Origin of the sequence: Nocardia sp. NPDC052112, assembly GCF_040680135.1 — a bacterium.
Classification (GTDB): domain Bacteria; phylum Actinomycetota; class Actinomycetes; order Mycobacteriales; family Mycobacteriaceae; genus Nocardia.
This window is the reverse complement of record NZ_JBFAWD010000019.1, coordinates 14,191-35,676: the sequence shown is the minus strand read 5'-3', so window position 1 is coordinate 35,676 and position 21,486 is coordinate 14,191. Positions and strand designations below refer to the sequence as shown.

21 protein-coding genes are annotated in these 21,486 nt (G+C 65.8%); 9 read left to right on the top strand and 12 right to left on the bottom strand.

The genetic code is table 11. The features are described from left to right. Positions 1-185: 185 nt before the first annotated feature. Positions 186-1,109, top strand: coding sequence for a DUF5926 family protein (locus AB0L58_RS30735; protein ID WP_364392038.1), 924 nt, complete (start codon positions 186-188; stop codon positions 1,107-1,109). A gap of 285 nt (positions 1,110-1,394) precedes the next feature. On the opposite strand, the gene AB0L58_RS30730 is transcribed toward AB0L58_RS30735, so the two are convergent. The 5 genes from AB0L58_RS30730 to AB0L58_RS30710 all read right to left on the bottom strand — a co-directional run bounded on the left by AB0L58_RS30730 (position 1,395) and on the right by AB0L58_RS30710 (position 5,757). Next, on the bottom strand, positions 1,395-1,943 hold the full coding sequence (locus tag AB0L58_RS30730) for a ferritin (RefSeq protein WP_364392318.1): 549 nt from the start codon (positions 1,941-1,943) through the stop codon (positions 1,395-1,397). Between the two features lie 71 nt (positions 1,944-2,014). Continuing rightward, on the bottom strand, positions 2,015-2,563 hold the full coding sequence (locus tag AB0L58_RS30725) for a ferritin (protein WP_364392036.1): 549 nt from the start codon (positions 2,561-2,563) through the stop codon (positions 2,015-2,017). 10 nt (positions 2,564-2,573) lie between these two features. Next, positions 2,574-3,950, bottom strand: a complete 1,377-nt coding sequence (locus AB0L58_RS30720) for an LCP family protein (protein WP_364392034.1) — start codon at positions 3,948-3,950, stop codon at positions 2,574-2,576. Between the two features lie 107 nt (positions 3,951-4,057). Then, a complete protein-coding gene (locus tag AB0L58_RS30715) occupies positions 4,058-4,849 on the bottom strand; it encodes a CPBP family intramembrane glutamic endopeptidase (protein WP_364392032.1) in 792 nt (263 codons plus the stop codon). Between the two features lie 146 nt (positions 4,850-4,995). Next, complete coding sequence (locus tag AB0L58_RS30710) at positions 4,996-5,757, bottom strand: DUF2470 domain-containing protein (protein WP_364392030.1); 762 nt, start codon at positions 5,755-5,757, stop codon at positions 4,996-4,998. 124 nt (positions 5,758-5,881) lie between these two features. Between AB0L58_RS30710 and AB0L58_RS30705 the strand changes: the two genes are divergently transcribed. The 4 genes from AB0L58_RS30705 (at position 5,882) to AB0L58_RS30690 (ending at position 8,316) form a co-directional block, all read left to right on the top strand. Beyond that, entirely contained in the window at positions 5,882-6,322 is a 441-nt protein-coding gene (locus AB0L58_RS30705) for a hypothetical protein (RefSeq protein WP_364392028.1), read from the top strand. Positions 6,323-6,332: 10 nt separating this feature from the next. Next, complete coding sequence (pheA, locus tag AB0L58_RS30700) at positions 6,333-7,247, top strand: prephenate dehydratase (RefSeq protein WP_364392026.1); 915 nt, start codon at positions 6,333-6,335, stop codon at positions 7,245-7,247. Continuing rightward, positions 7,244-7,906 carry a histidine phosphatase family protein gene (locus tag AB0L58_RS30695; RefSeq protein ID WP_364392024.1) on the top strand — a complete coding sequence of 221 codons (663 nt, stop codon included), beginning with the start codon at positions 7,244-7,246 and terminating at the stop codon, positions 7,904-7,906. Before pheA ends, AB0L58_RS30695 begins: the two co-directional genes overlap by 4 nt. A gap of 86 nt (positions 7,907-7,992) precedes the next feature. After that, entirely contained in the window at positions 7,993-8,316 is a 324-nt protein-coding gene (locus AB0L58_RS30690) for a hypothetical protein (RefSeq protein ID WP_364392021.1), read from the top strand. 66 nt (positions 8,317-8,382) lie between these two features. Here the strand turns inward: AB0L58_RS30690 and AB0L58_RS30685 are convergent, their stop codons facing one another. The 6 genes from AB0L58_RS30685 to AB0L58_RS30660 all read right to left on the bottom strand — a co-directional run bounded on the left by AB0L58_RS30685 (position 8,383) and on the right by AB0L58_RS30660 (position 14,158). After that, a complete protein-coding gene (locus AB0L58_RS30685) occupies positions 8,383-9,213 on the bottom strand; it encodes an ESX secretion-associated protein EspG (RefSeq protein ID WP_364392019.1) in 831 nt (276 codons plus the stop codon). Next, positions 9,210-10,358 (bottom strand): PPE domain-containing protein, encoded by a 1,149-nt coding sequence (locus tag AB0L58_RS30680; RefSeq protein WP_364392017.1) that lies wholly within the window; start codon positions 10,356-10,358, stop codon positions 9,210-9,212. The genes AB0L58_RS30685 and AB0L58_RS30680 overlap by 4 nt, the downstream gene beginning before the upstream one ends. A 51-nt stretch (positions 10,359-10,409) precedes the next feature. Then, positions 10,410-10,721, bottom strand: coding sequence for a PE domain-containing protein (locus AB0L58_RS30675; protein ID WP_364392015.1), 312 nt, complete (start codon positions 10,719-10,721; stop codon positions 10,410-10,412). A gap of 167 nt (positions 10,722-10,888) precedes the next feature. After that, positions 10,889-11,239: a metallopeptidase family protein gene (locus AB0L58_RS30670; protein WP_364392013.1), complete on the bottom strand. Its 351-nt coding sequence runs from the start codon at positions 11,237-11,239 to the stop codon at positions 10,889-10,891. Then, positions 11,239-12,378 carry a septum formation family protein gene (locus AB0L58_RS30665; protein ID WP_364392011.1) on the bottom strand — a complete coding sequence of 380 codons (1,140 nt, stop codon included), beginning with the start codon at positions 12,376-12,378 and terminating at the stop codon, positions 11,239-11,241. Before AB0L58_RS30665 ends, AB0L58_RS30670 begins: the two co-directional genes overlap by 1 nt. Positions 12,379-12,466: 88 nt before the next feature. Then, positions 12,467-14,158: an aldehyde dehydrogenase family protein gene (locus AB0L58_RS30660; RefSeq protein WP_364392009.1), complete on the bottom strand. Its 1,692-nt coding sequence runs from the start codon at positions 14,156-14,158 to the stop codon at positions 12,467-12,469. A 92-nt stretch (positions 14,159-14,250) separates the two neighbouring features. Between AB0L58_RS30660 and serS the strand changes: the two genes are divergently transcribed. The 3 genes from serS to AB0L58_RS30645 all read left to right on the top strand — a co-directional run bounded on the left by serS (position 14,251) and on the right by AB0L58_RS30645 (position 19,114). After that, complete coding sequence (gene serS / locus AB0L58_RS30655) at positions 14,251-15,513, top strand: serine--tRNA ligase (RefSeq protein ID WP_364392007.1); 1,263 nt, start codon at positions 14,251-14,253, stop codon at positions 15,511-15,513. A 189-nt stretch (positions 15,514-15,702) separates the two neighbouring features. After that, a complete protein-coding gene (locus AB0L58_RS30650; protein ID WP_364392005.1) occupies positions 15,703-17,490 on the top strand; it encodes a bifunctional diguanylate cyclase/phosphodiesterase in 1,788 nt (595 codons plus the stop codon). A 196-nt stretch (positions 17,491-17,686) separates the two neighbouring features. Further along, positions 17,687-19,114 carry an MFS transporter gene (locus tag AB0L58_RS30645; protein WP_364392003.1) on the top strand — a complete coding sequence of 476 codons (1,428 nt, stop codon included), beginning with the start codon at positions 17,687-17,689 and terminating at the stop codon, positions 19,112-19,114. A gap of 62 nt (positions 19,115-19,176) precedes the next feature. On the opposite strand, the gene AB0L58_RS30640 is transcribed toward AB0L58_RS30645, so the two are convergent. After that, positions 19,177-19,821, bottom strand: a complete 645-nt coding sequence (locus AB0L58_RS30640; RefSeq protein ID WP_364392000.1) for a TetR/AcrR family transcriptional regulator — start codon at positions 19,819-19,821, stop codon at positions 19,177-19,179. 113 nt (positions 19,822-19,934) lie between these two features. Here AB0L58_RS30640 and AB0L58_RS30635 point away from each other — a divergent pair, with 113 nt between their 5' ends. Further along, positions 19,935-21,188, top strand: coding sequence for an oxygenase MpaB family protein (locus AB0L58_RS30635; protein ID WP_364391997.1), 1,254 nt, complete (start codon positions 19,935-19,937; stop codon positions 21,186-21,188). Positions 21,189-21,486: the final 298 nt, after the last annotated feature.

The window sequence follows — 21,486 nt, the reverse complement described above, 5'->3', positions numbered from 1 at the left end:
ACTCCGCCAGCAATGACCACATCGGAGCGAGTGTTACGAGCGACGTTCGCGGTCCGTCTCGCGTCTGAGTCGTCGGAGCGCATGCGACGAAGTCGGGAGTCTCGACGGCTCGGACGCGAGACACCAGGGGCCGCGAACACGCCGCGCCGTAGGCGCGGCAATCAAACACTGTATTTTGACCTGCCGTGGGTAAAAGCAAGCGCAATAGTCCGAAGCCCGGAGGGAACCGGGCCCAGCGTCTCGCCGAGCGGCGGGCGGCACTGGAAGTGCAGGCGGCACAGGCCGGTGTGCGTCCGTTCGAAGGGCTGGCCGCGGAGTGCGATCTGGTCGCGATGCGCGAATTCGTGCCGTCGGCGACCGCGACGCTGCCGCTGTCGTCCGATATCGCGGCGGAGCGTTCCGTCGTGCTGGCCACGGTATTGCCGGGCGCGGTCGCCGGATTGGTGCGGGCGGGCGAGCCGCCGACCGGATACGTCGCGACGCAGGTGCAATTCCAGGGTCCGGATCCGGCCGCCGATATCGCTGCGGCGATCCTGTGGACGCAGTCCGCCGAGCCCGGCGAATCGCTGACCGTGGCCGAAAGCGCCGCTGGGGGACCGCGATTGGCCGATGTGATCGATGCGGACGCAAAGTTGGAACTGACCGTGCACCAGGACTTCGACTGGTGGGTGCCCGAGGGCGTGCAGCCCGATCCGCAGGTCGCCGCGACCATCGAACAGGCCAAGCAGGCGATCATGCCATCCGCACGACTGGATCTCGGCCCCGATTCGATCGGCGCGGGCTGGTGGGTCGATGCCGGTGATAAGGCGCATCTGCGCTGGGTGCGCCCGGAGGACGAGGACGATCTGATGTTGGCGCTCGCGCGGTTGCACGCATCTGGTGGACTGCATCTCGGCGATGGCTCCCGTTTCGCGGGCTCGTTCCGCACGCACGGCCTGCTGGTCCCGGTGTTCGACCTGGATCCGGAACTGCATGCCAGCGAGTGGACCAAACCGGCGATCGAGTTCGGCGAACGCCTGGCGGCGGCGCTGGCCGATGATGCTCCGCTCTCGGCGGACGAGCGCCGCTCTCGGGACGGGCTGCGGTCGCGTCAGGTCACCCTGCGGTGATTTCGAAAAAATCACGAAGAATTTTGTGAAACACACTCCTTTCTAATCATCGCTCGGCTAGGTTCTCTGCATCACCGAAAGCTGGTGGTGGTGAGCGAAGTCTCACCAAAAGATGAGGAAAGTAGGACCATCATGGAAGCCATTCTGACGCTGCTCAAGACGCTGCTCAGCTCCATGAGCGCCGCATAAAGCCGTTACGCGGACCGCGGGGTCGCGACCCCGCTCGAATCACAGCGACAAGGCCGTCTCGTCGCGACGAGACGGCCCTGATTCGCCAGTCGTGAATTAAATGCTGCCGCCCGCAACGGAGGGAGCGCCGGAAGCATCGCTCGGACCATTCATTTCACGAGCGACGAAATCCTCCAGGTCGAACAGGTTCGACCCGGCGCGATCGGCGATGGTGAGCAGGGTCGTCATATTGGCGACCTCCTCCACCTGTTCCTTGAGGAACCACTGCATGAACTGCTCCCCTAGGTAATCGCCCTCTTCGCGGGCCGTGCTCGCCAACTGGATGATCTGATCGGTGACGTTCTTTTCCTGTGCGAGGGCCAGCGCGATCGGTTCGCGAGCATTCTCGAATTGCGATTTCGCGGGATCGATGCCGGAAAGTTCTACGCTGATGTCCCGGTCCAGGAAGTATTGCACGATCATCATCGCGTGATTACGCTCTTCGACCGCCTGCGCATAGAAACGCTTGGCCAGCTGCGGCAGATCCGCATTGTCGAACCACACCGCGATCGCGATGTATTGATGCTCGGCATTGAATTCGTGCCGGATCTGATCGTGGAGCAGACCGTGAAATTTGCTGCGTGGAGACTCCGGATGGCTGGACATAGTTGCGACATTAGCGCTGGTCAGGCCGCGTGTCATCCAAGTGCAGCCTTATTGAGGCTAGTGTTGCCTAATTAATTCTTACTCGCGCCCGCCATTCTCGGTGCGGAAATATCGGCGCGCGGTGTGGTGCGCACCTCACGTGCGATGAACTCCTCGACGTCGAACAGATCGCCCGCGGCACGATCGATGACGGTCAGCAGGGTGGTCATCCCGGCGACGTCCTCCACCTGTTCCTTGAGGAACCACTGAATGAACTGCTCGCCGAGGTAGTCGCCGGAGACCCGCGCGGTCCTGGCCAATTCGGTGATCTGCGTATTGCGGGCGCGCTCGGATTCCAGCAGGAAAACGACGGCGCCGCGCGGTGATTCGAAGGTGGACCGCACATCGTCGAGGCCGCCGACCTGCACCTCGAGATTGCGGTCCAGCAGGTACTGCACCATGCGCAGGGCGTGCGAGCGGTGCTCGGCGGATTTGCCGTAGCTGTGCTTGGCCAACTGCGGCAGGCGATTCGAATCGAAGTAGACCGCCGCGGCCAGATACTGCTGCGAGGCGGTGAAGCCACGCCGGATCTGGTCGCGTAGCAGGTCCGGGAACGGCTCGTCGGATTCGGTATCGGACATACGCCCGACGCTACCTCGTCAGCAGATCGTCCGGGATCGGCTGGTCCTTCGCGAGGTCGTCGAAGAACTGACCCGCACGTTGCTTATCCCACAGCAATACATTTCCGCTATCGGTATCGGTGAAGCCGCCGATCGGTACGGTGGTCGCCACGGTATCGCCGCGCATCGCCCAACCGAGCTGGCCGAGATTCCAGATGTGATCGCCCTTATCGACCTTCAGCGATTTCGCGGTATCCCGCGCCAGCGGCCACAGCGTGAACGGATTGGCCAGCGTGCCCGCCCCGGTCGCCTTCTTCAGCAGGGCGGCCATGAACAGGCGCTGGTTGTTCATCCGGTCGACATCGGCGAGGGCGGTCGCTCGGCTGCGGACGAAACCTAATGCCTGCGGTCCGTCGAGAGTTTGGCACCCGGCGGCAAGATTGATGCCCGCGAGCGGATCATCGATGGCCTTGGGCACGCAGACATCGATGCCGCCGAGGGTATCGACAATGCCCGCGAAGCCGCCGAAGCCGATCTGCGCGTAGTGATCGATATGCACGCCGGTGGCGGTTTCGACGGTCTGCACCAGCAGCGGTGCGCCGCCGAAGGCGAAGGCGGCGTTGAGTTTGTCCTTGCCGTGGCCAGGAATGCTCACATATGAGTCGCGCGGCAGGCTGACCAGCGTGGTCGAACCCGATTTCGGAATGTGCACCAGCATGATCGTGTCGGTGCGCTCGGGTCCGACCTCACCACCGGTGGCGAGTTCCTGTTCCTGATCGGGGGTGAGACCGGCTCGGCCGTCGGAGCCGACGAGCAGCCAGTTCGTGCCCGGGGTGTCGCCGACGCGGTCGGAATAGTCGGCGAGTGCGTCGATCCGATTGAGCGAACCGTCGAGTTTGACGACGGCGCCGACCACCGCGAGGACCAGTACCACCAAAAGCACTAGGAACCAGCGGAACAGATGCAGTTTGCGACGGCGGCGCGGCGGGCGGGGTTCGCGTTCGCGGCGCGACGGCGGCAGGGCGGGCGGCGGCGGGGGTACATCGCGGCGGCGATTCTGCGGTTCCTGATAAGGAACCGGCTGCTGAGGCGGCGCATAGCCGGGAACGCCGCGCGGCTGGGCCGCGTGGTGCGGCTGCCGAGTCGGTACATGAGGGGGCCGGGAATTGCGTGGCGGCCTACGCATTTCGGGCGGTACCTGCGAATACGCCAGTGGCGGTCCGTTATCCGACCCGTCGCGGCGGATGACCTTGGTGGGGTCGATATGCCTCGGATCCGGGCCGGAGCCGCGACGACCCGGCGGATGGGGTTCGCGCCGCTGCGGCGGCATGGACGGCGCACCGGGATCTCCGAAGGGTTGCGGCACCCGGCGCGTCCGCGGGTAGCGCTGGGGGTCGTCGCCGTTCATCACACAGACTCTACTGTTCGAGGGCCGTCGGGGGGCTTGACGAGCGGCCGGAAGCTGGTGCGCTCGGGTGAGCGCTCGTCGATAAATTCGTGCCGCGGACGCGGACGTTACGGCAACCAGGAAACGTGACCGCGCAGCAATGTGTAGCCGATATAGGCGACCGCATCGATCGTCGCGTGGGCCAGCACCAGCGGCCACAGTCGGTTGGTGCGCTGCCAGAACCGGCCGAAAATCACCCCCATGACCAGATTGCCGAGCCCACCGCCCACGCCCTGATATAGGTGATAGCTACCGCGCAGCAATGCCGATGCCAGCAGTGACCGGTGCTCCGACCAGCCGAGTCTGCGCAGCCGAGTTATGAGATAGGCCACTACCAGGATTTCCTCGGCCGCCGCATTCGCGCACGCGGACAGGATGAGTGCGGGCAACCGCCACCAGTGGTCACCGAGCGAACTCGGCACGATCGTCACGCTGAACCCCAATGCATGTGCGGTCAGGTACAGGCCGAGCCCTGGCAGCCCGATGACCGCCGCGAGAATCAGCCCCGGCAGCACATCCGAACGCCAACGGACCCTGGCCAATCCGATCAATCGCGGTCCGATCCCGCTGCGCCACAACAGATACAGCCCGAGTGCCGCCCACCCGACCAGGCGCAACGCACTGAGCAGCTGAAACAACAGGTCGATGGTGGATTGCGCCGCCCGCGTCGGATTCAGCGCGACGGTCTGCCCGCCCACCCCACCCGGCGACAGCGCGCTCTCGAGCAACGACAATGCCGCATTCAACCCACTCAGCCCGAATGTGACCACCAGCACGACCAGGATTTCGAGCCGAATTGCCAGCCGCTCCCGATCGCTCAGCTCGGGCTCATCCCACCCGGAACCGGTCTCCGCACGCATGCGTCCGAATCTATTGCCCTCGGTGATCCAGCGGGCGCCTGGCCGGTCGCGTCGTGCTGATCAGCGCTTCGAGGTCCGCCTACCTTGCTATCGATTCGGGCCTGGCCTGCCGGTTTGCTATACGGGCCGGGTGCCTGCGATCCGAATCAGATGCGGCGGAGTCCGTTCAGGAAAGGGCAGCCCGCAAGGGTGCGGACGGCGCGGCTGAGGGATTCGATATCGTCGGCGGGAGCATTGAAGGGGAGTCGGAAGTCGTGGTCACCGTCGTGACCTTCGATGCGCAGGGTCACGCCATAGCGGTCGATGGCCAGTGGGTGCACCGCGCCGGTCTGCAGGCGCGGCGGGAGGTGGCGGGCGAGTTGGGCGATGATATCGGCGTGGTCGGCGTCCATATGCTGCAGCCAGGCCGATTCCAGTGCGCAGAACGGATCCGGTTGGGCGAGTCGGAGTTCGTCGACGCAGACGGATTCGGCGCCGGTCGAGTCGGCCACCACCGCGGAGTTGATCACCACGCGTAGCAGGGTCGAGCTGTGGCCGACATCGAGCAGGTCGGGGTGCGGATGGTCCTTGGCGACCTCGGTGGCCAGCGCCCGCAGCGCCTGCGTCGGCACCGCCCGCACCCATCCGCGCAGCCACACCAGCGCCCGCACCGGCTCCCGCAGCGGCAGCGGCGCGTGATCGGTGAGCTCCAGCACCGCGGGCGCACCGTTCTCACCGGAACTCCCGGCCAATACCGCCGCCATGGACGCGGTCGGCACCGCGATCACCGCATCCCCGCACTGGCGCACGTGATGGACCGAAATCGGCGTCGGATCAATGCCCGGCATCGCCAGTACCGCTTGCTCCGCATGGGCACACGCACTCCGAACCCGCTCAGCGGTAGACGGTGCGACAGTCGGCTTCAACATGCAGACCTCCAGTACAAGCCATGCGGAGAAATTAGGTAAACCTAAGCTAAGTGACGTCCTCGCTTTCCGCAACCGCTTCCCACTTGGGAGATGGGTAATGGGCGGGCGTGGTTACGGTTGGGGTATGGCGGATGGAGTGCGGGCGGCGCACGGGGTGACAGGGGAGCCGGTGTTGCTTTCGTTGGCGGCGCCGTCGGCAGCGCGGCGGAGTTTGGATGAGGAGCTGGTGCGGCCGGTCGGGACCGCGGCGGCGGGTGTTCGGGTTCTCGACGCGGATATCGGCGATGGGGAGGTCGCGGATTTTCTGGTCGAGGTCGCACATTCGGATGGTGGGTTCATTGCGCGCACATCCGATGGGGAGCGGGCACTGGCTATCGTTGCGGGAACGGTTGCGGCACTGTGCGGCGAGGATATTCGGGCGGCGCTGGCCCGGCCCGATATCGCCTTCCTGACCTCTTTGAAGCCGCCCGCGGTCGAGGCGGCGCGCAGCGTGTTGCTGGCGATCGAAACCGATGCGCCGCACGATCTGGCTGGAACTCTGAGCATCCTCCGCACACGCAAGTAATGTCGTAACCGTGCCGCGAATCGCGTACTTCGGGCCGTCCGGAACCTTTACCGAGATGGCCCTCGCCAAACTCGAGTCCTCGCAAGCCTTCGACGGACCGGTCGAGCGGATTGCCGCGCCCAGTCAAGGTGCGGCGCTCGATCTGATTCGGTCCGGTGAGGTCGAGGGTGCCGTCGTGCCGATCGAGAGTTCGGTCGAGGGCTCCATTTCGGCGACCCTGGATTCGCTGGCGATCGGTCCGCGATTGCAGATCGTCGCCGAAACCGAACTCGAAGTGAGCTTCGCGATCCTGGCCAAGCCGGGGACGGAACTCGCGGATGTGCGCACCCTGGCCGCCTATCCGGTCGCCGGTGCGCAGGTGCGGCTCTGGATATCGCGCACGCTGCCGGATGTCGAGATGTTCACCTCGGCATCGAATGCGGCTGCCGCCGAGGACGTCGCGGCCGGTCGGGCGGATGCCGCGGTCTCCACCGCGCTGGCCGGTGCACGCCTCGGCCTGACGGCACTGGCATCGGGTGTCGCCGACCACGACCAAGCGATCACCCGCTTCGTGCTGGTGACCCGTCCGCGCGTCGCGCCGACCGCAACCGGTACCGACCGCACCTCGATCGTGCTCGAGCTGCCCAACGAACCGGGCTCCCTCATGCGCGCGTTCGCCGAATTCGCCACCCGCGGTATCGATCTCACCAGAATCGAATCCCGGCCCACCCGAACCGGTATGGGCACCTACCGCTTCTACCTCGACTGCGTCGGGCATATCGATGACACCGCGGTCGCCGAGGCACTCAAGGCACTGCACCGCACGGCGCGGATCCGTTTCCTCGGCTCCTGGCCCGCGACCTCGGCGACCGGAACCCCACCGCCCTCGGATGAACCGGCCGCCGAGTGGCTGACCCAATTGCGTAAGGGGGTGGCCGACCTATGACAGGCAGATTGGTACTCGTCCGACATGGCGAGACCGAAGGCAACGTCGCCAAGATCTTGGACACCCGCATCCCCGGCCTACCGCTCACCGAACGCGGTGCGGCCCAAGCGAAGACATTCGGCTCGAGTCTGCGGAGACCGCCGAAGGCGCTGTTCTCCTCGGCCGCGCTGCGGGCCCGACAGACCGCCGGATACATCGAGGCGGCGACCGGCGTGCCCGTCGAGGTCCTCGATGGCATCCAAGAAATTCAGGTCGGCGAACTGGAAGGCCTCAACACCGAGGAAGCCCACTCGCGTTTCCAGCGGATCTACCGCGCCTGGCACGAAGGCGATCTCGCCGAACGGGTCCCTGGCGGCGAATCCGGATACGACGTTCTGGCCCGCTTCCTACCGGTCGTCGAGGATCTGCGCGTCAAATACCTGACCGATGGCAGCGACGGCGACATTCTGCTGGTCAGCCACGGTGCCGCCATGCGCCTGGTCTCCCGCAACCTCAGCGGCGTGGCACCGCCGTTCACCACGAACAACCACCTCGACAACACCGAAACCATCGAACTCGTGCCCCGCCCTGTCGGTGGCTGGGAGTGCATCCGCTGGGGTCGATTCACCCCACCCTTCGCCTACGAGGTATCACCCACCGCCGACGACCCCATGGGCTGAATACTGCGGGGCGCAGTGCTCCATGGGCTGGTGCTCGTCGGAATGCTGTGGCCCCGCCAGTGCCGACAGCCGAATCCTGTTCTGCCATGGGACATCTGGTGAGCTCGCATATGCCGTGCACCTCACCGCTGTCGGTCGGGATTCCCCGGCGGAGGCGCATTGTCACGCAGCACATGGCGGACTCCACGATCATTTCCGACGAGCCACAGCGCACCATACAGCTACTGAGGGAAGAGGATTCAATACCGTTTTACGTGCTGCAGGCGATTCGAGAGCACCTCGAGGAGCGTTCGGAAGCCGGCGATTACGAGCGTGAGCCGGATACCGATAGCGGTATCCAGTTCACTACCGGCCACATGGACACGCTGCACGCCCGCCTACAAATGCTGCGCGCCAACGGCAACGACTGATCCGCGCCCACCGGAGACCGCCTTATCGCACCCGGATCCTGCACTGCCCGACCCCGCGGCAACACCTCAGGCGAACTTCGGATTCCTCGGAAACTCTTCCCGCTCCGGCAACGAGTGGATCAGATCCTCCACCGCGGCGCGCAGACGGGCGGGAGTACCGCTGGCCAGCGACGACCACTTGGTGCCGTCATCGGCCACGCTCGTTGTCGAGATGAATCGCCCATTGCGGGTATTGAAGACGGCGATGTGGTTCTCGACGATGTCGCGGGTGCCGTCCCCGTAGAGCACGGCGGTGATCTGAGCATGTGAATGGATTTCGACCACGGCCGAGGCGAGGGTGTGCGCGTCCTGCGCGGGTTTGCCGACCTTTGCGAGTCGTTCGGCGGTGGCATTGGCATCGCCGAGGTCCTGGAAGATCGTGGCAAGCTCCTCGGTCGGTGCGTTCATGCCGTAGAGCTCGAGTGGCTTGGCCGTGCCGAGCGCCGCAACCACGGTGCCGGCCAGGTCAATTCCCACTTCGTCGAGCACATAGGAGTCCTGTCCGCGAAGTGTAACGACGGCAAGGTCGTCGCCCTTCGCCAGACAGAAACGACTCACGTACCCCTCGACGATCAGCCGCATGGCGACGATCCAGTGTGGCCGATTCAGTACCCGCAGTCGGTCCTCCAAGTCGGGCTGAACCCCGTTGTCGATCAGCAGGTCCCGCTGTTCGAGTGACTCGGCAGCGGCGGCCATTGCGGCTTGATGTGTGGGCACACTGTCGAAGCGGGCGTATGCGTTCAGCACAACCGGAAGGTCATCGAGATCCAGTTTCTCGCGGAGAAACTGGATCTCGTCGGGCGAGAGCACAACCGCCTCGAGTGCGGACGGCCCACCACTGGCACCGAGGACGGTCACCCAACCGTCCCGGCGTTGGCGCCGATCACGCCATCGGCGGCCAAGCGGCCATCGGTGAAGTGATCGGCCCGCAGGTCGACCTTGCTGTCATGCTCGGACTCGTCGTCCTCGCCGTCACGGGCCTGATTCCCCAGCAGCGGGTTGCCCGTGCTGTTGTTGATCGACCGGGCCGGGGTGGCGTCGACAGATGCGACCGTCTCGGGTACCGCTGTCGCGCTGTTGCCGCCGATCACGCTGCCCGTACCCCAGCCTTCCGGCAGTTTGAGCTGGGTGCCGCCCGCACCGGCGAAGGTGCCGGAAAATGAGACCGCACGGGTCGCGGTCGCACTGCCCGCCGCGGCCATTGCGCCACCCATCGCCATCGGGGCCATGGTGGTCATCGGCGTGCTTGCCACGGCGGTGACCGCATTGGTCGCCACACTGCCGACCGTCGACACACCGGTGCTGACCACCGAACCGACTGCCTGCGCGGCCTGCGTGGCGGCACTGGCCACACCCGGGTTGGATACGAACGCCTGCACGGCGGCGACCGCAGTCGAGATCGGGTCGGTGGGCGCTCCGAACGCGGCATCGGCGGTCCCGCTCGAATTGGCCTGGCCCGCACCCGCAGCGATCGGCGGCGGCATCAGGAACTCGGCGGGCGTAGCCACCATCGCCGAGGTCGCCGCCTCATAGGTCTCCATCACCAGCGCCGCGCGGATATCCATGGCGTGCCTGGCGACCTCGGCGGCCTCATAGGCGCCGCTGACGGCACCGGCCGGGTTCGCCGAGGCGGCCAGCGCGGTATTGACGGCCGCGATTTCGGGCGGACTCGGCATCGCGAGCGCGGCAACGCCGTACGCGATGACGTTCGCCGCGGCCTTGCCGCCCATCGCCGCGGACTGCACGCCCTGCTGTTCGGACCAGCCGAGGAATCCGGTCAGCTTGCCGAGCGCGGCGATACCGTTGACGCCCTGCATGCCGACGCCCAGTTCGGCCATGACGCGTGCAACGGTTGTCGTCGCGTCGACCCAGGCGGCGGTGAGCGCACCCCATGCGGTGGCGGCGGCCGAAATCGGGACCGCGTGCGCGCCCGCGTGAAGGGTGGCCGAGTTGATTTCGGATGGCCGGGCGATCCACAGGACGCCGGTAACTCCTGCAACCATGCTTATAACTCCCCTGAATGTCTGAATGGTGGTTGAGGACAGCGGTACGGGCTAGACCTGGATAGCGTTGACTCCGGCGGCGCGCACGACGTCACCGGCGATGTGCTGAGCCAGCTGCATTCGCAGTGTCTGTGCAGCATGGTGCAGTTCGAGAATGCCCTGGGCGATGGAGTGATCGTGGGTCACCGCGCCCTGGTTGAAGTGGCTGGCGGCCACGATCGACACCTCTTCGGTACCCGACGGGATCACGTGCGTCCCCGGCGCGGTGATCATGGACGCTGCGGCCAGCCGCTCGGCGACCAGATCGAGTTCGGCCGCGGCGGCGAGAATGGCCTCGGGCGAGATCAGTACATGTCCAACCATGACTCGACTCCTTCTAGTGGCTATGGGGCGGAACCACGAGAATTCCCCCTTCGAGTGATAGGACGCGACAGCAACGCGATCGGTTCCATCGAATCCCCAAGTTTCTTCCGGTCATCCGTGCTGGTTTCGTGCTCGTCGAGCCGAGCCCGAATACAGCTTGGATAAGACTAGCCCCATCCCAGCTCATGCAACCGGTCTTCGTCAATGCCGAAATAGTGTGCAATCTCATGGATCACAGTGATCGCGACCTCCTCGACGACCTCACGCTCATCGCCGCAGATGTCGAGAATCGCCTCGCGATAGATGGTTACGGTGTCGGGTAGTGAACCGCCGTAGTGACTGTCGCGTTCGGTCAATGCGACTCCGTGATACAGCCCGAGCAGATGCGGATCCTCCGGGTCGCGCGGTTCGATCAGCACGACCACATTGTCGATGGCGCGGGCCAACTCCGGTGGAATGAGATCGAGCGCATCGCCGACCAGCTCCTCGAACCGGTTCGCGGACATGGTTACCGACATCAGCGCGGTTGCGGCTGTGGTGGCAGCGGCGCGGCGCCGGGCAGCGGGGCGGGAGTCGAGCGTCCGGAGTTCGGCGGCGGCACCGGAGCCTGACCGTTGATCAGGATGTCGCCCTTCGCCGTTCCGGTGATCGGCGCGAAACCCTCACGGTCGGTGCCCTTTCCGATCATGCAGTCCAATTTGTGGCTGCCCGCCAGCCAACTGCGCGCGTCGAGGTAGTCGAAGAACAGCGTCAGCGTCTTATTGCGTACCGCGTCGGGTGCGCCGAGATAATCGTTGGCCGCGCGGGCGCACTCGTCCTCCATGAACTTGTCCTGGTCGTCCTTGGCGGGCGGGGCGCCGGAGAAGTGCTGGCCGAGGTCGACGGTGGACACGATCTCGACGGCGTGCGCCTGCGCGCAATCCACCGGATCGGTCGGCAGATTCTGATTGATGCCGAGGCAGGTGCCCGGATCGAAGACCTTCGACTGATCGTGTTCGGCGGCGGCGCCGTTGGTCGGCAGCGGGGTGCCGGTGCTACCGGAGAACTGGAGTCCGCAGCGCAGTGTTCGATCGCCGTGCTTCCACCCGTCCGGACTCGGGTACATCAGGCCGACCACATAGCGGCCGCGCGGATCGAACTTGCCGCTCAAGTACTGCTCGACGGCGGGGCCGCAGTGCTCCTCCTTGAGTTCGGTCAGTCGCAGCGAGTCCGGAAAGCGTGAGCCGGGACCGAATTCCACACCGGGATACTTGGACATATCGACATCCGCCGCGACCTCGAACAGATGCTTGCTGGAGCAGGCGACCTTCACCAGATCGCCGCGGTCCTGTTTGCTCCAGCTCAGGCAATCGCCCTTCGCCGCGGTGCCGAACTCCTTGTCCAGGGCGGTTTGGCCGGGCGAACCCGGATTGTGCGCCTCGAGTCCCTTGTCGTTGTCGTAGCCGGTGATGAACAGGCCGACCAACGAGATGATGACGGCGCCGGCCGCCGCCGCGAGCAGTACCCAACGCAGCTTGGGCGCGGACAGATGCAACGTGCCGTCGGCGACGACGTCGCGGTCGATGATCACCGACTGCGGGAACGATTCCGCGCGCGACCACTCGCCCGAGGGCGGCTCGGATTCGTGCGGGTCCTTGGTCACATCATCAGCAGACATCGCGGTCCATCATGTCAGCGTCTGATCGCCGGTGCCACGACCTGGTCGAATCGATCCGAAGCGCCCCGGTCGAACCTATGCCGGCGCGTCATCCACGGAACGCGGACAGGAACAGGCCGGGCAGGCGCACCGGATTGGCGGTCGCGTAGAACTCGGTCAGCTTGCGTCCCGTCGCGGCGGCAGTCGCATTGTCGACGAACCAGGGCGGCTTCGGCGACAGCGCCAGCTCGCCGCGCAGTAGCGACCGAGGCGACGGCCGGAACGGGCCGCGCACCACTGTGCGTTCCACATCGTCGAGCAGAAAGGCGTTGTGCACCACGCCGATTCCGCTCTGCACGTCATCGAGCGTGTGACCGGGGTACGCGCCCCACGACGCACGCGGAGCCAGGAAGGCGAGTGCGGTCCAGGCATTCACCGCGATAGCGCCGTAGCGCAGCCGCTCGACGGCGCGGTCGAAGGCGATGCCGAGGCGTTTGATGGTGTTCGGGTGCGCGAGCACATTGACACCGAGCGTCCCGATCACTTCGTCGTTCGCGAAATCGACCGCGCACTGCAGGAATTCACCGCCGGTATGCGGCAGTTCGACCACACCGAGCACCGGCGAGAAGTATTCGGTGCGCAGCAGCGGTGTTTCGGTCGACGGCAGATTCTCGACGAGCACGCGTTCGCGATCCGGTCCGAGCCGCTCGGCATCCGGATAGGAATCCAAGGCCGCGGCGACCCGATCGTCGCTGCCCGGATAGTAGGCCCGGCGCTGTGGCGCGCGTTCGATCGCGGCCCGAAGCTCGGCGAGGAACCGGTCCTTCTGCGGCCACTGGGCGCTCAACACCACCGCCTGGGTGGCGACGCAGTTGTAGCCGCCGTTGTGCAGCCGCTGGGTCGCGATGTGTTCGGCCTGGAAGCGCAGATCGGCGTCATCCCATTCGCCGGGTACCACAATGGTCGGAGAGACGCCGCCGAGTTCGCTGGTAATCGGCTTGTCCAGCAGCGGCCGGCCCGCGGCCTTGCCGTCCGGACCCCAGACAATCGCGTCGTGGGTCCGCATACTGCCGGTCATGTGCACATGCGCGACGTCGCTGTGGTGCGCCAGATACCCGCCCGCCTCGGCCCCGCCGGTCAGTATCCGCAACACGCCGAGTTCGATCAGCGGTGCGAAGACCATCTCGTACACCGTGAACAGCGGGTCGGTGATCGGATTCAGCTTCAGCGCAACCACGCGGTTGTGGGCGTAGAGCTCGTAGAGCACGTCCAGTGGCGGAATGGAGGTGATATTGCCCGCGCCGAGGACCGCACCGACACCGCCGGTCGCGGTGGGATCGAGTTGCGCGAGTCCGGCGCGGCGGCGCGCGGTATCGGCGTCGACGCCGGGGCGCAGCCACACTTCGCCATGGAAACCGCTGAGGAGCAACCGGTCGTAGAAATCGAGCGGCAGAATCGGCACCGCGACCCGCGCACCCGGCGCCTCGGTGAGTTCGAACCCATCGAGCGGACTGCGCCCCTGCTCCAGCGCCGAGAGCGTGGTCGACAGCGCGGCGGTGGCCTGCAGCAGCGTCATCGGACCCGACATCCACTCCTCGCCGACCAGCGGGGAGTCCGGAGCCAGGCCCTTGATCGTGCGCGCCGCCCGCACCCATTCGTGGGAGAAGCGGCCGGTGCGGGTGTGGATATCGTCGAGAAGTTCCCGGCGCCGCCGCAGCGGGGTATGCGCCCAGGTCTTCTCGCCCGCAACCAGATCGGCGACTGCGTTATCAATAGCGGTTTCGTCGAAAGTTGTGCCCACAGGGCAACTATGCGCGCGTACACCCCGGGACGGTCCGCATCCTGGGATATCGGCGTGAAACCGCAATATCGCGACCATTAGGCTGGTCACCCATGATCGACCTCCGATTCCTGCGGGACAACCCCGACGCGGTCCGCGCCTCGCAGCGCGCCCGCGGCGAAGACCCCGCCCTCGTCGATGCCCTGCTAGAGGCGGACGCGGCGCGCCGTGCGGCGGTGGCCACCGCCGACAACCTGCGCGCCGAGCACAAGGCGATGGGCAAGCTGATCGGCAAGGCGAAGCCGGAGGAACGGTCCGTCCTGCTGGAACAGGCGCAGGAGATGTCGGCGAAGGTCAAAGAGGCCGAGACCGCGCAGCACGCCGCCGATGCCGATATGGACGCCGCGCATCGTGCCATCTCGAACGTGGTCCAGGAGGGTGCGCCCGCGGGCGGCGAGGACGACTACATCGTGCTGGAGACCATCGGCACACCAAGGGAATTCGACTTCGAGCCCAAGGACCATGTGGAGCTCGGCGAATCGCTGGGTCTGTTCGATATGGAACGTGGTGCGAAGGTTTCGGGCACGCGCTTCTACTTCATGACCGGTTACGGTGCGCTACTGCAGCTCGGTCTGCTGCAACTGGCCGCGCAGCAGGCGGTGGCCAACGGGTTCACCATGATGATTCCGCCGGTGTTGGTGCGTCCGGAGATCATGGCTGGTACCGGATTCCTCGGCCAGCACAGCGCCGAGGTCTACCACCTCGAGGAGGACGAGCTGTACCTGGTCGGCACCTCGGAGGTGCCGCTGGCGGGCTACCACTCGGACGAGATCCTGGACCTGAGCGCCGGCCCGAAGCGCTATGCGGGCTGGTCGTCGTGTTTCCGCCGCGAGGCGGGCAGCTACGGCAAGGACACCCGCGGCATCATCCGGGTGCACCAATTCGACAAGGTCGAAATGTTCGTGTTCACCACGCCCGACGAGGCCGCGGCCGAACACAAGCGCCTACTCGCCTGGGAGCAGGACATGCTCGCGGCCGTCGAGGTACCTTATCGAATCATCGATGTCGCCGCCGGCGATCTGGGCAGTTCGGCAGCGCGCAAATTCGACTGCGAGGCCTGGGTGCCCACCCAGCAGACCTACCGGGAGCTCACCTCGACCTCGAACTGCACCACCTTCCAGGCCCGCCGCCTGGCCGTGCGCTATCGGGACGAGAATGGAAAGCCGCAGATCGCAGCCACTTTGAACGGTACGCTGGCGACCACCCGTTGGATTGTGGCGATTCTGGAGAATCATCAACAGGCCGACGGTTCGGTGCGGGTGCCCGCCGCGCTGGTACCGTTTGTCGGTACCGACGTGCTGACACCGCCGCGGTAATCGTGCCCGAATAGCCCGTCCCACATTGCTTACAGGTAAATAGCTAGGGGTTCGCCATGCCGGATTCACGGGATGTGGCAACTGTCGGTAATTGTTATGTCTAGGCTATTCCCCGTGCGAGGAATCGGGTCTCGCGGCGATACCCGAACGCGGGTGCGGGCCGCGTCTGCGTTGGCGACGGCGATGGTCATGTCCCGGACCACCGGTGCCTTCTATGTCATGGGGGGCGCGCTCGGCCTGCTGATCACGGGAATTGCCCCGGGCAGCGAAGGTAATCGAATGCTGGTGGGTACCGCCGCCGCGGTGGCGCTGCTGCTCGGGCTCAGCCTGCTCGGCTGGGGTCCGCGGTTGCCGCATGGGATTCACCATGGTTATGTCGCGATCGCGACGGTACTGGTGACGATCGCGGTATACGCGTTCCCGAATACCGTCGGCGCGATCAGTCTCGCCTCCTTCTATGTATTCGTGGCCTGTGATGCCGCATTGTTCTTCGCATGGCCACAGGCATTCGCGCACATAGCCTTCGCGATGGCCATGTGCCTGTGGGTGATGCCAACGCGGCCGATACATCCCGCACTGCCGTGGTGGTCCGGGTTGATTCCGGCGGGAGTGACCTTCGGGGTCGGTGTGGTTGTGGGCATCCTGACCCGAATGGCGTCCGAGGCCGATATCGATGTGCTCACCGGCCTGCTCAACCGGCGCGGTTTCGACCGGGCGTTGAACAGCGCGATCGAAACCGCCACCCGCACCGGTCAGGGGCTGGCGTTGGTGCTCGTCGACCTCGACCGCTTCCGGAAGATCAACGATCACCTCGGCCATCGCGCGGGTGATGCGGTGCTGCAGCGGGTCGCCGATACCTGGTCGAAATTGCTCGCGCCCGATCAGCGACTGGCGCGCTACGGCGGTGACGCCTTCGCGCTGCTGTTGCCGAACACCACCGAGCAGGCGGCGATTCTGCTGACCGAGCAGTTGCGGGCATCGGTGACCACCGGATGTTCGGCCGGTGTCACGTCGTGGCAGCCAGGTGAGTCGGGTTCGCTGTTGGTGAGTCGGGCCGATGTCGGTCTGTACCGCGCCAAGCAGGCCGGGCGCAACCGGACGGTGCTGGAGTCGTCGCGGCAGTTGCCGCTGGCCGTAGAGCTGCGCGAGGCGATCGACCGTGGCGCGCTCGATGTGCACTACCAGCCGATCGTCAGCCTGACCGAGGGCGGCGGTCAGGCGGTCGGTGTCGAGGCGCTGCTGCGCTGGTCGTCGAGTGCGCAGCCGGATGTCACCACCGAGGGGCTGATCCGGGTCGCCGAGGAGTACGACCTCATCGCCGATCTGGACGAGCTGGTACTGCGCCGGGCGTGTGCCGACGCGGCCCGGTTGCAGGAGACCTTCGCTCAACTCGACCTGACGCTGAATGTGAATGTCAGCGGCCTGGAACTGGCCGAGACCGGATATGCCGACCGCGTCGCCGATATCCTGGCCAGCACCGGCTGGCCCGCCGACCAGCTGGTACTCGAGGTGACCGAGAGCGAATTGGCGGCCGAATCCCAGACAGCCATCGAGAATCTGCACATCCTGCGCGAACGCGGCGTGCGTATCGCGATCGACGACTTCGGCACCGGCTATTCGTCACTGAGCCGCCTGGCCACCCTGCCCAGCGACATTCTCAAGGTCGACCAGTCCTTCGTCGCCGCGATCCGTTCGGATTCGCCCGCACCGCCGCTGCTCGGCGTGATCGCCGCACTGAGCAGTGCACTGGACCTGCAGGTGATCGCCGAGGGCGTGGAGACCGAATACCAGGCCGCGGTGCTGACCGAACTCGGTTTCGCGCTGGCGCAGGGCTACCACTACAGCGATTCGCATCCGGTTTCGGAACTGATCACCGATCTGAACGAGCATCACGGGCGGGTCGGCCCAGGGGTCAATGATCGGGAACTCGGTGATGGGGACCTGTACACGGCAAATGGATGGTTGCCGCTCGGCTGAGCACCGTGACTGCTTCCCGCATTCTCGCTCGTTGTCGGCAAGAGGTGTGGATTCCGGCGATGGTTTGCGGGCTGTTTGTGCGGCGGTGCGTCCGGAAAATCGCTTGACGGGCTCGGGGACAGGTCGCCAGGCTGACAGTATGCGTTTGATTATTTACGGCTATTGAGCCGATAGGTCACTGACCGGCGGGATCGGTTTGCGCGCGCTCACCGTGCGGGCGGTGCTCTTCAAGGGCATCGGTGATCTGATTCCGCTGTATGCGCTGTACGCGGTGTTGTTTGCCGATCATGGATTGAGCACCGGACAGATCTCGTCGCTGCTGGCCATGTGGTCGGCGACCGCGTTCCTGCTCGAGGTGCCATCGGGTGCCTGGGCCGATACGGTGTCGCGGCGAGGACTGCTCGTCATGAGTGGTGTGCTGCTGACCGCCGGTTTCGCGTGCTGGACCGTGCTGCCGACCTACCTCGGTTTCGCGATCGGGTTCGTGTTGTGGGGTACTTCCGGCGCGCTGGTGTCGGGGACGTTCGAGGCATTGCTCTACGACGAACTCGTCGCCCGGAACGAGCAGCGGGCCTATCCGCGCATCATCGGATATGCCAGGGCGGCATCGGAAGCCGCGATCGTGATCGCCATCCTCGGGGCGACACCGCTGTATATCTGGGGCGGCTATCCCTTGCTCGGCTGGTGCAGCGTGGCTTTCGCGGCAGCGCACACCCTGGTCGGACTCTCCTTGCCGAGCGCGCCGAAGGCGGTGTCGGCCGCGGCGGTCGAGGATCTGGAAGATGACGATGATTCGGCGGGATCGGCCGAGACAGCTCGAGCGGCGGTTGGCCTGACGGGCGAGACGGTCGGTGTAGTGGCGCGGGAGTCGAGCGTGGACGGTGATATCGGACTCGACCGAGCACGAGGACCACATTCTCGCCGTACCGGTGACCATGTGGGGCCGGACATTGTCGAGATGTCTGCGTCGATATCGACGGACGCACGGCCGTTCGCGACGTATCTGAACATGCTCCGCACCGGTGTGGGTGAGGCGATCCGGGTGCGCGCCGTGCGTAATGGCGTGGCACTGGGGGCGCTGCTGTTGGGGATTACCGCCTTCGACGAGTACTTCGCATTGCTCGCCGCGGAGGTCGGGGTGGCGACGGCGGTGGTGCCGGTGCTGGTCGGTATTACGGTGGTCGGTTCGCTGGTGGGTTCGGTATCGGCCGGGCGCACCGAGGGCATGTCGGCGCGCACCATGGCGGTCGCGGTGGGTCTGGGTGGTGTGCTGTTCATCGGCGGTGCACTGGTCGCCGGTCTCGCCGTCCGCTGGCCGGGTGCGGTGTATGTGCTTGCTGGCGTGGGGTTTACGGCGATCGGCGCCTCCTACGGCATCGTTTACAATGCCAGTGTCGTGGCGGGGGCTCGGTTGCAGGATGCCATCGAAGGTCCTGCGCGTGCGACGGTCACGTCGGTGTCCGGACTCGCCGCGGAGGTCGTCGCGCTGGCGGTTTTCGGTTTCGCCGCAATCGCCACCTTGTGGCTGTCGATGTCGACGACGGTCGCACTGCTGGGCGCATCAATGCTTGCGATCGCCCTGCTGATTCCGTCCTCGCTACCGCGCCGTGTGTCCGATCGGTAGGTCGCTGCGCTGTCGTCTGCTGATACCGCTGCCATGTGGGGCCCGGCACCGTCGCCTGTTCGTCAGTTGAGCGTTGATTCGATCAGGTGGGTTGCGGTCAGCAGGAATTGATCGGTGGAGCGGTCGATCAGGCTGTCGCGAGAGATCGGCAGGGTGCCCGCCAGCCAGCTGTTGGTGGTCTCCCAGAGGCCGCCGAGCAGATGGGTGGCGGCGAATTCGGCCTGGTCACCGGCGCCTTGCACGATATCGGCACCGATCTCCTCGGCACAGACCGCCAGCATGATGCCCGCGAACGAGCGCATCACCTCGGCTCGACGCATGAGCAGCGCCGGATTCAGTTGTGCCTCGACGGTGACGATGCGGGCCTTGCGCGGATCGTCGGCGATCAGGTCGACGGCGGCGGCGATGGCGGCTCGGGTCTTGGCGCGGATATCGGCATCGGTCCCCATGAATGCGGCGACCACGGCTTGGCCGATTTCGTCGACGATGCGCTCGAACAACTCGCTGAACACCGTGTCGAGGTCGCGGAAGCTCTCGTAGTAATAGCGCTCGGAGAGCTTGGCCTGAGTGGACAGTCCGGAGACGGTGAGTTTGGCGAATCCCGAGGTTCCGATGATCTCCAGCGCGGCGTCCAGCAGCGCGGCGCGGCGACGGGCGCGACGCTGTTCGATCGGTATGCCGCCGTAGGACCGCGAGGTAGTAGCCATCGCACTCCATTCTGGCATAGGACCTTGCCAGATATGTGAATTTGTGAGACGGTCTTGTCAGAATGTGCTCGGCCTGGCCGGGCGCGAACCTCTCTTCCGATGGGTGAAATGCGATGACGCATGACAACCAGCTGCTGCCCACTCCGCCGCTGTTCACGGAGTTCCCGTTCCGGTACGCGGTGCCGGTCATGGCGCCCGGTGATCTGCGCTGCACCGCGGCGCAGCGCGATTCGTTCCGCCGGTTCGCGCAGGTCGGGGATCCGCTTGCCGACGATGTGGTCGCGATGTTCAAGCGGCTGCCCGTCGGCGAGGGCCGTCGGATGTTCGAGATCGCCGTGGAGCGCGGTATCGCCGCGGTGCCGGATGCACCCGCGGAGTTGACCGCATTCTTCGATCAGGTCGAGGCGGACCCGTACTGGCTGGATCGCACCAAAATCGACCGCGGCGCGCGGGTCGTGGAACGCACCAGCGTCTGGGGTGGCATCGCGATGGGCATGTTCGCGCTGATGGGCGGGTATCTCGCCGCCCGTGCGGATAAGACCCTGGTCGGCACCGGTGACCTCGACGCCATGGCACCGCGCCGCCTCGCCGAAACCACCCAGTGGTGGCTGGACGTCACGACTCCGGGTGGGCTGCGACGCAACCAGGTCGGCTACCAGAGTGTGCTGCGGGTGCGATTGATGCACGCTCTGGTCCGCGCGGGCATGAATCGACGCCCCGATTGGGATTACGAAGCCTGGGACCATCCGGTGAACCAGGTGCTCACCGTCGGCACGCTCGGCCTGTTCTCGATGGCGAATCTGGTTGGCGCGCAGGCGCTCGGCCTGCGCTTTTCGACGCAGGAGAAGGATGCCGTATTCCAGCTCTGGCGTTATGTCGGCTTCCTGCTCGGCATCGACGCCGAAATTCTGCCGACCAATGAAACCGATACCTGGCGCGCCTTCTGGATTCTCGCCGATACCGAATTCATCCCCGACGATGACTCCCGGCGCCTGGCGCAGGCCCTGGTCCCGGCTGCTGGCGGCCTGTTCATCGGCACCGACACCGTAGTCCAGCGCCGCATCCGCCGGGTGATCACCAGCTATATGGTCGCCTACAGCCGAATCGTCCTCGGCCCGACCAACTCCGACTTCCTCGGCCTGGAGAACAGCAAATTCTTCCAGATTGCCGTCATGGCCACCGCCGTGGTCAACGGCGCGATGGAAGTTCCCCGCCAGCTCATCCCTGGCGCCACCCGCCTCAATGAACGACTCGGCGCCCGCCTCCGTGCCCGCCTGGTCCGCGGTTCCATCGCTCGCAACGGCGGTGACCGCACCTACGCGCGCCACGACACCTACGCCGCCCACACCACCCTGCGCGCCGGGTAATCGACAGCCTCCGGGATCCGTCCCGAATGATGTGGCCAGTCGCACTGCTCGCGCGGTGGCGTTCGGTGGATTGTCTGCGACCGGTTTCGCGCTACGAGTCGCTGAGCGGCGGAGTGCGCTCGCGGCACGGTGTCCACCGCTGCGCCGCTGCCAGTGCGCTCGCGCCGCACACCGCAGTGCAGCCGAATGGCGGTCTCGCATATCGGCTCGGCCCGGTCGTATCCAGAGCTACGTCGGGTTGCCGTGTCGTGCCAAGACGGTCGACGCAGTGGCCCGTGTTCCGCGCCGCGGTCATCGG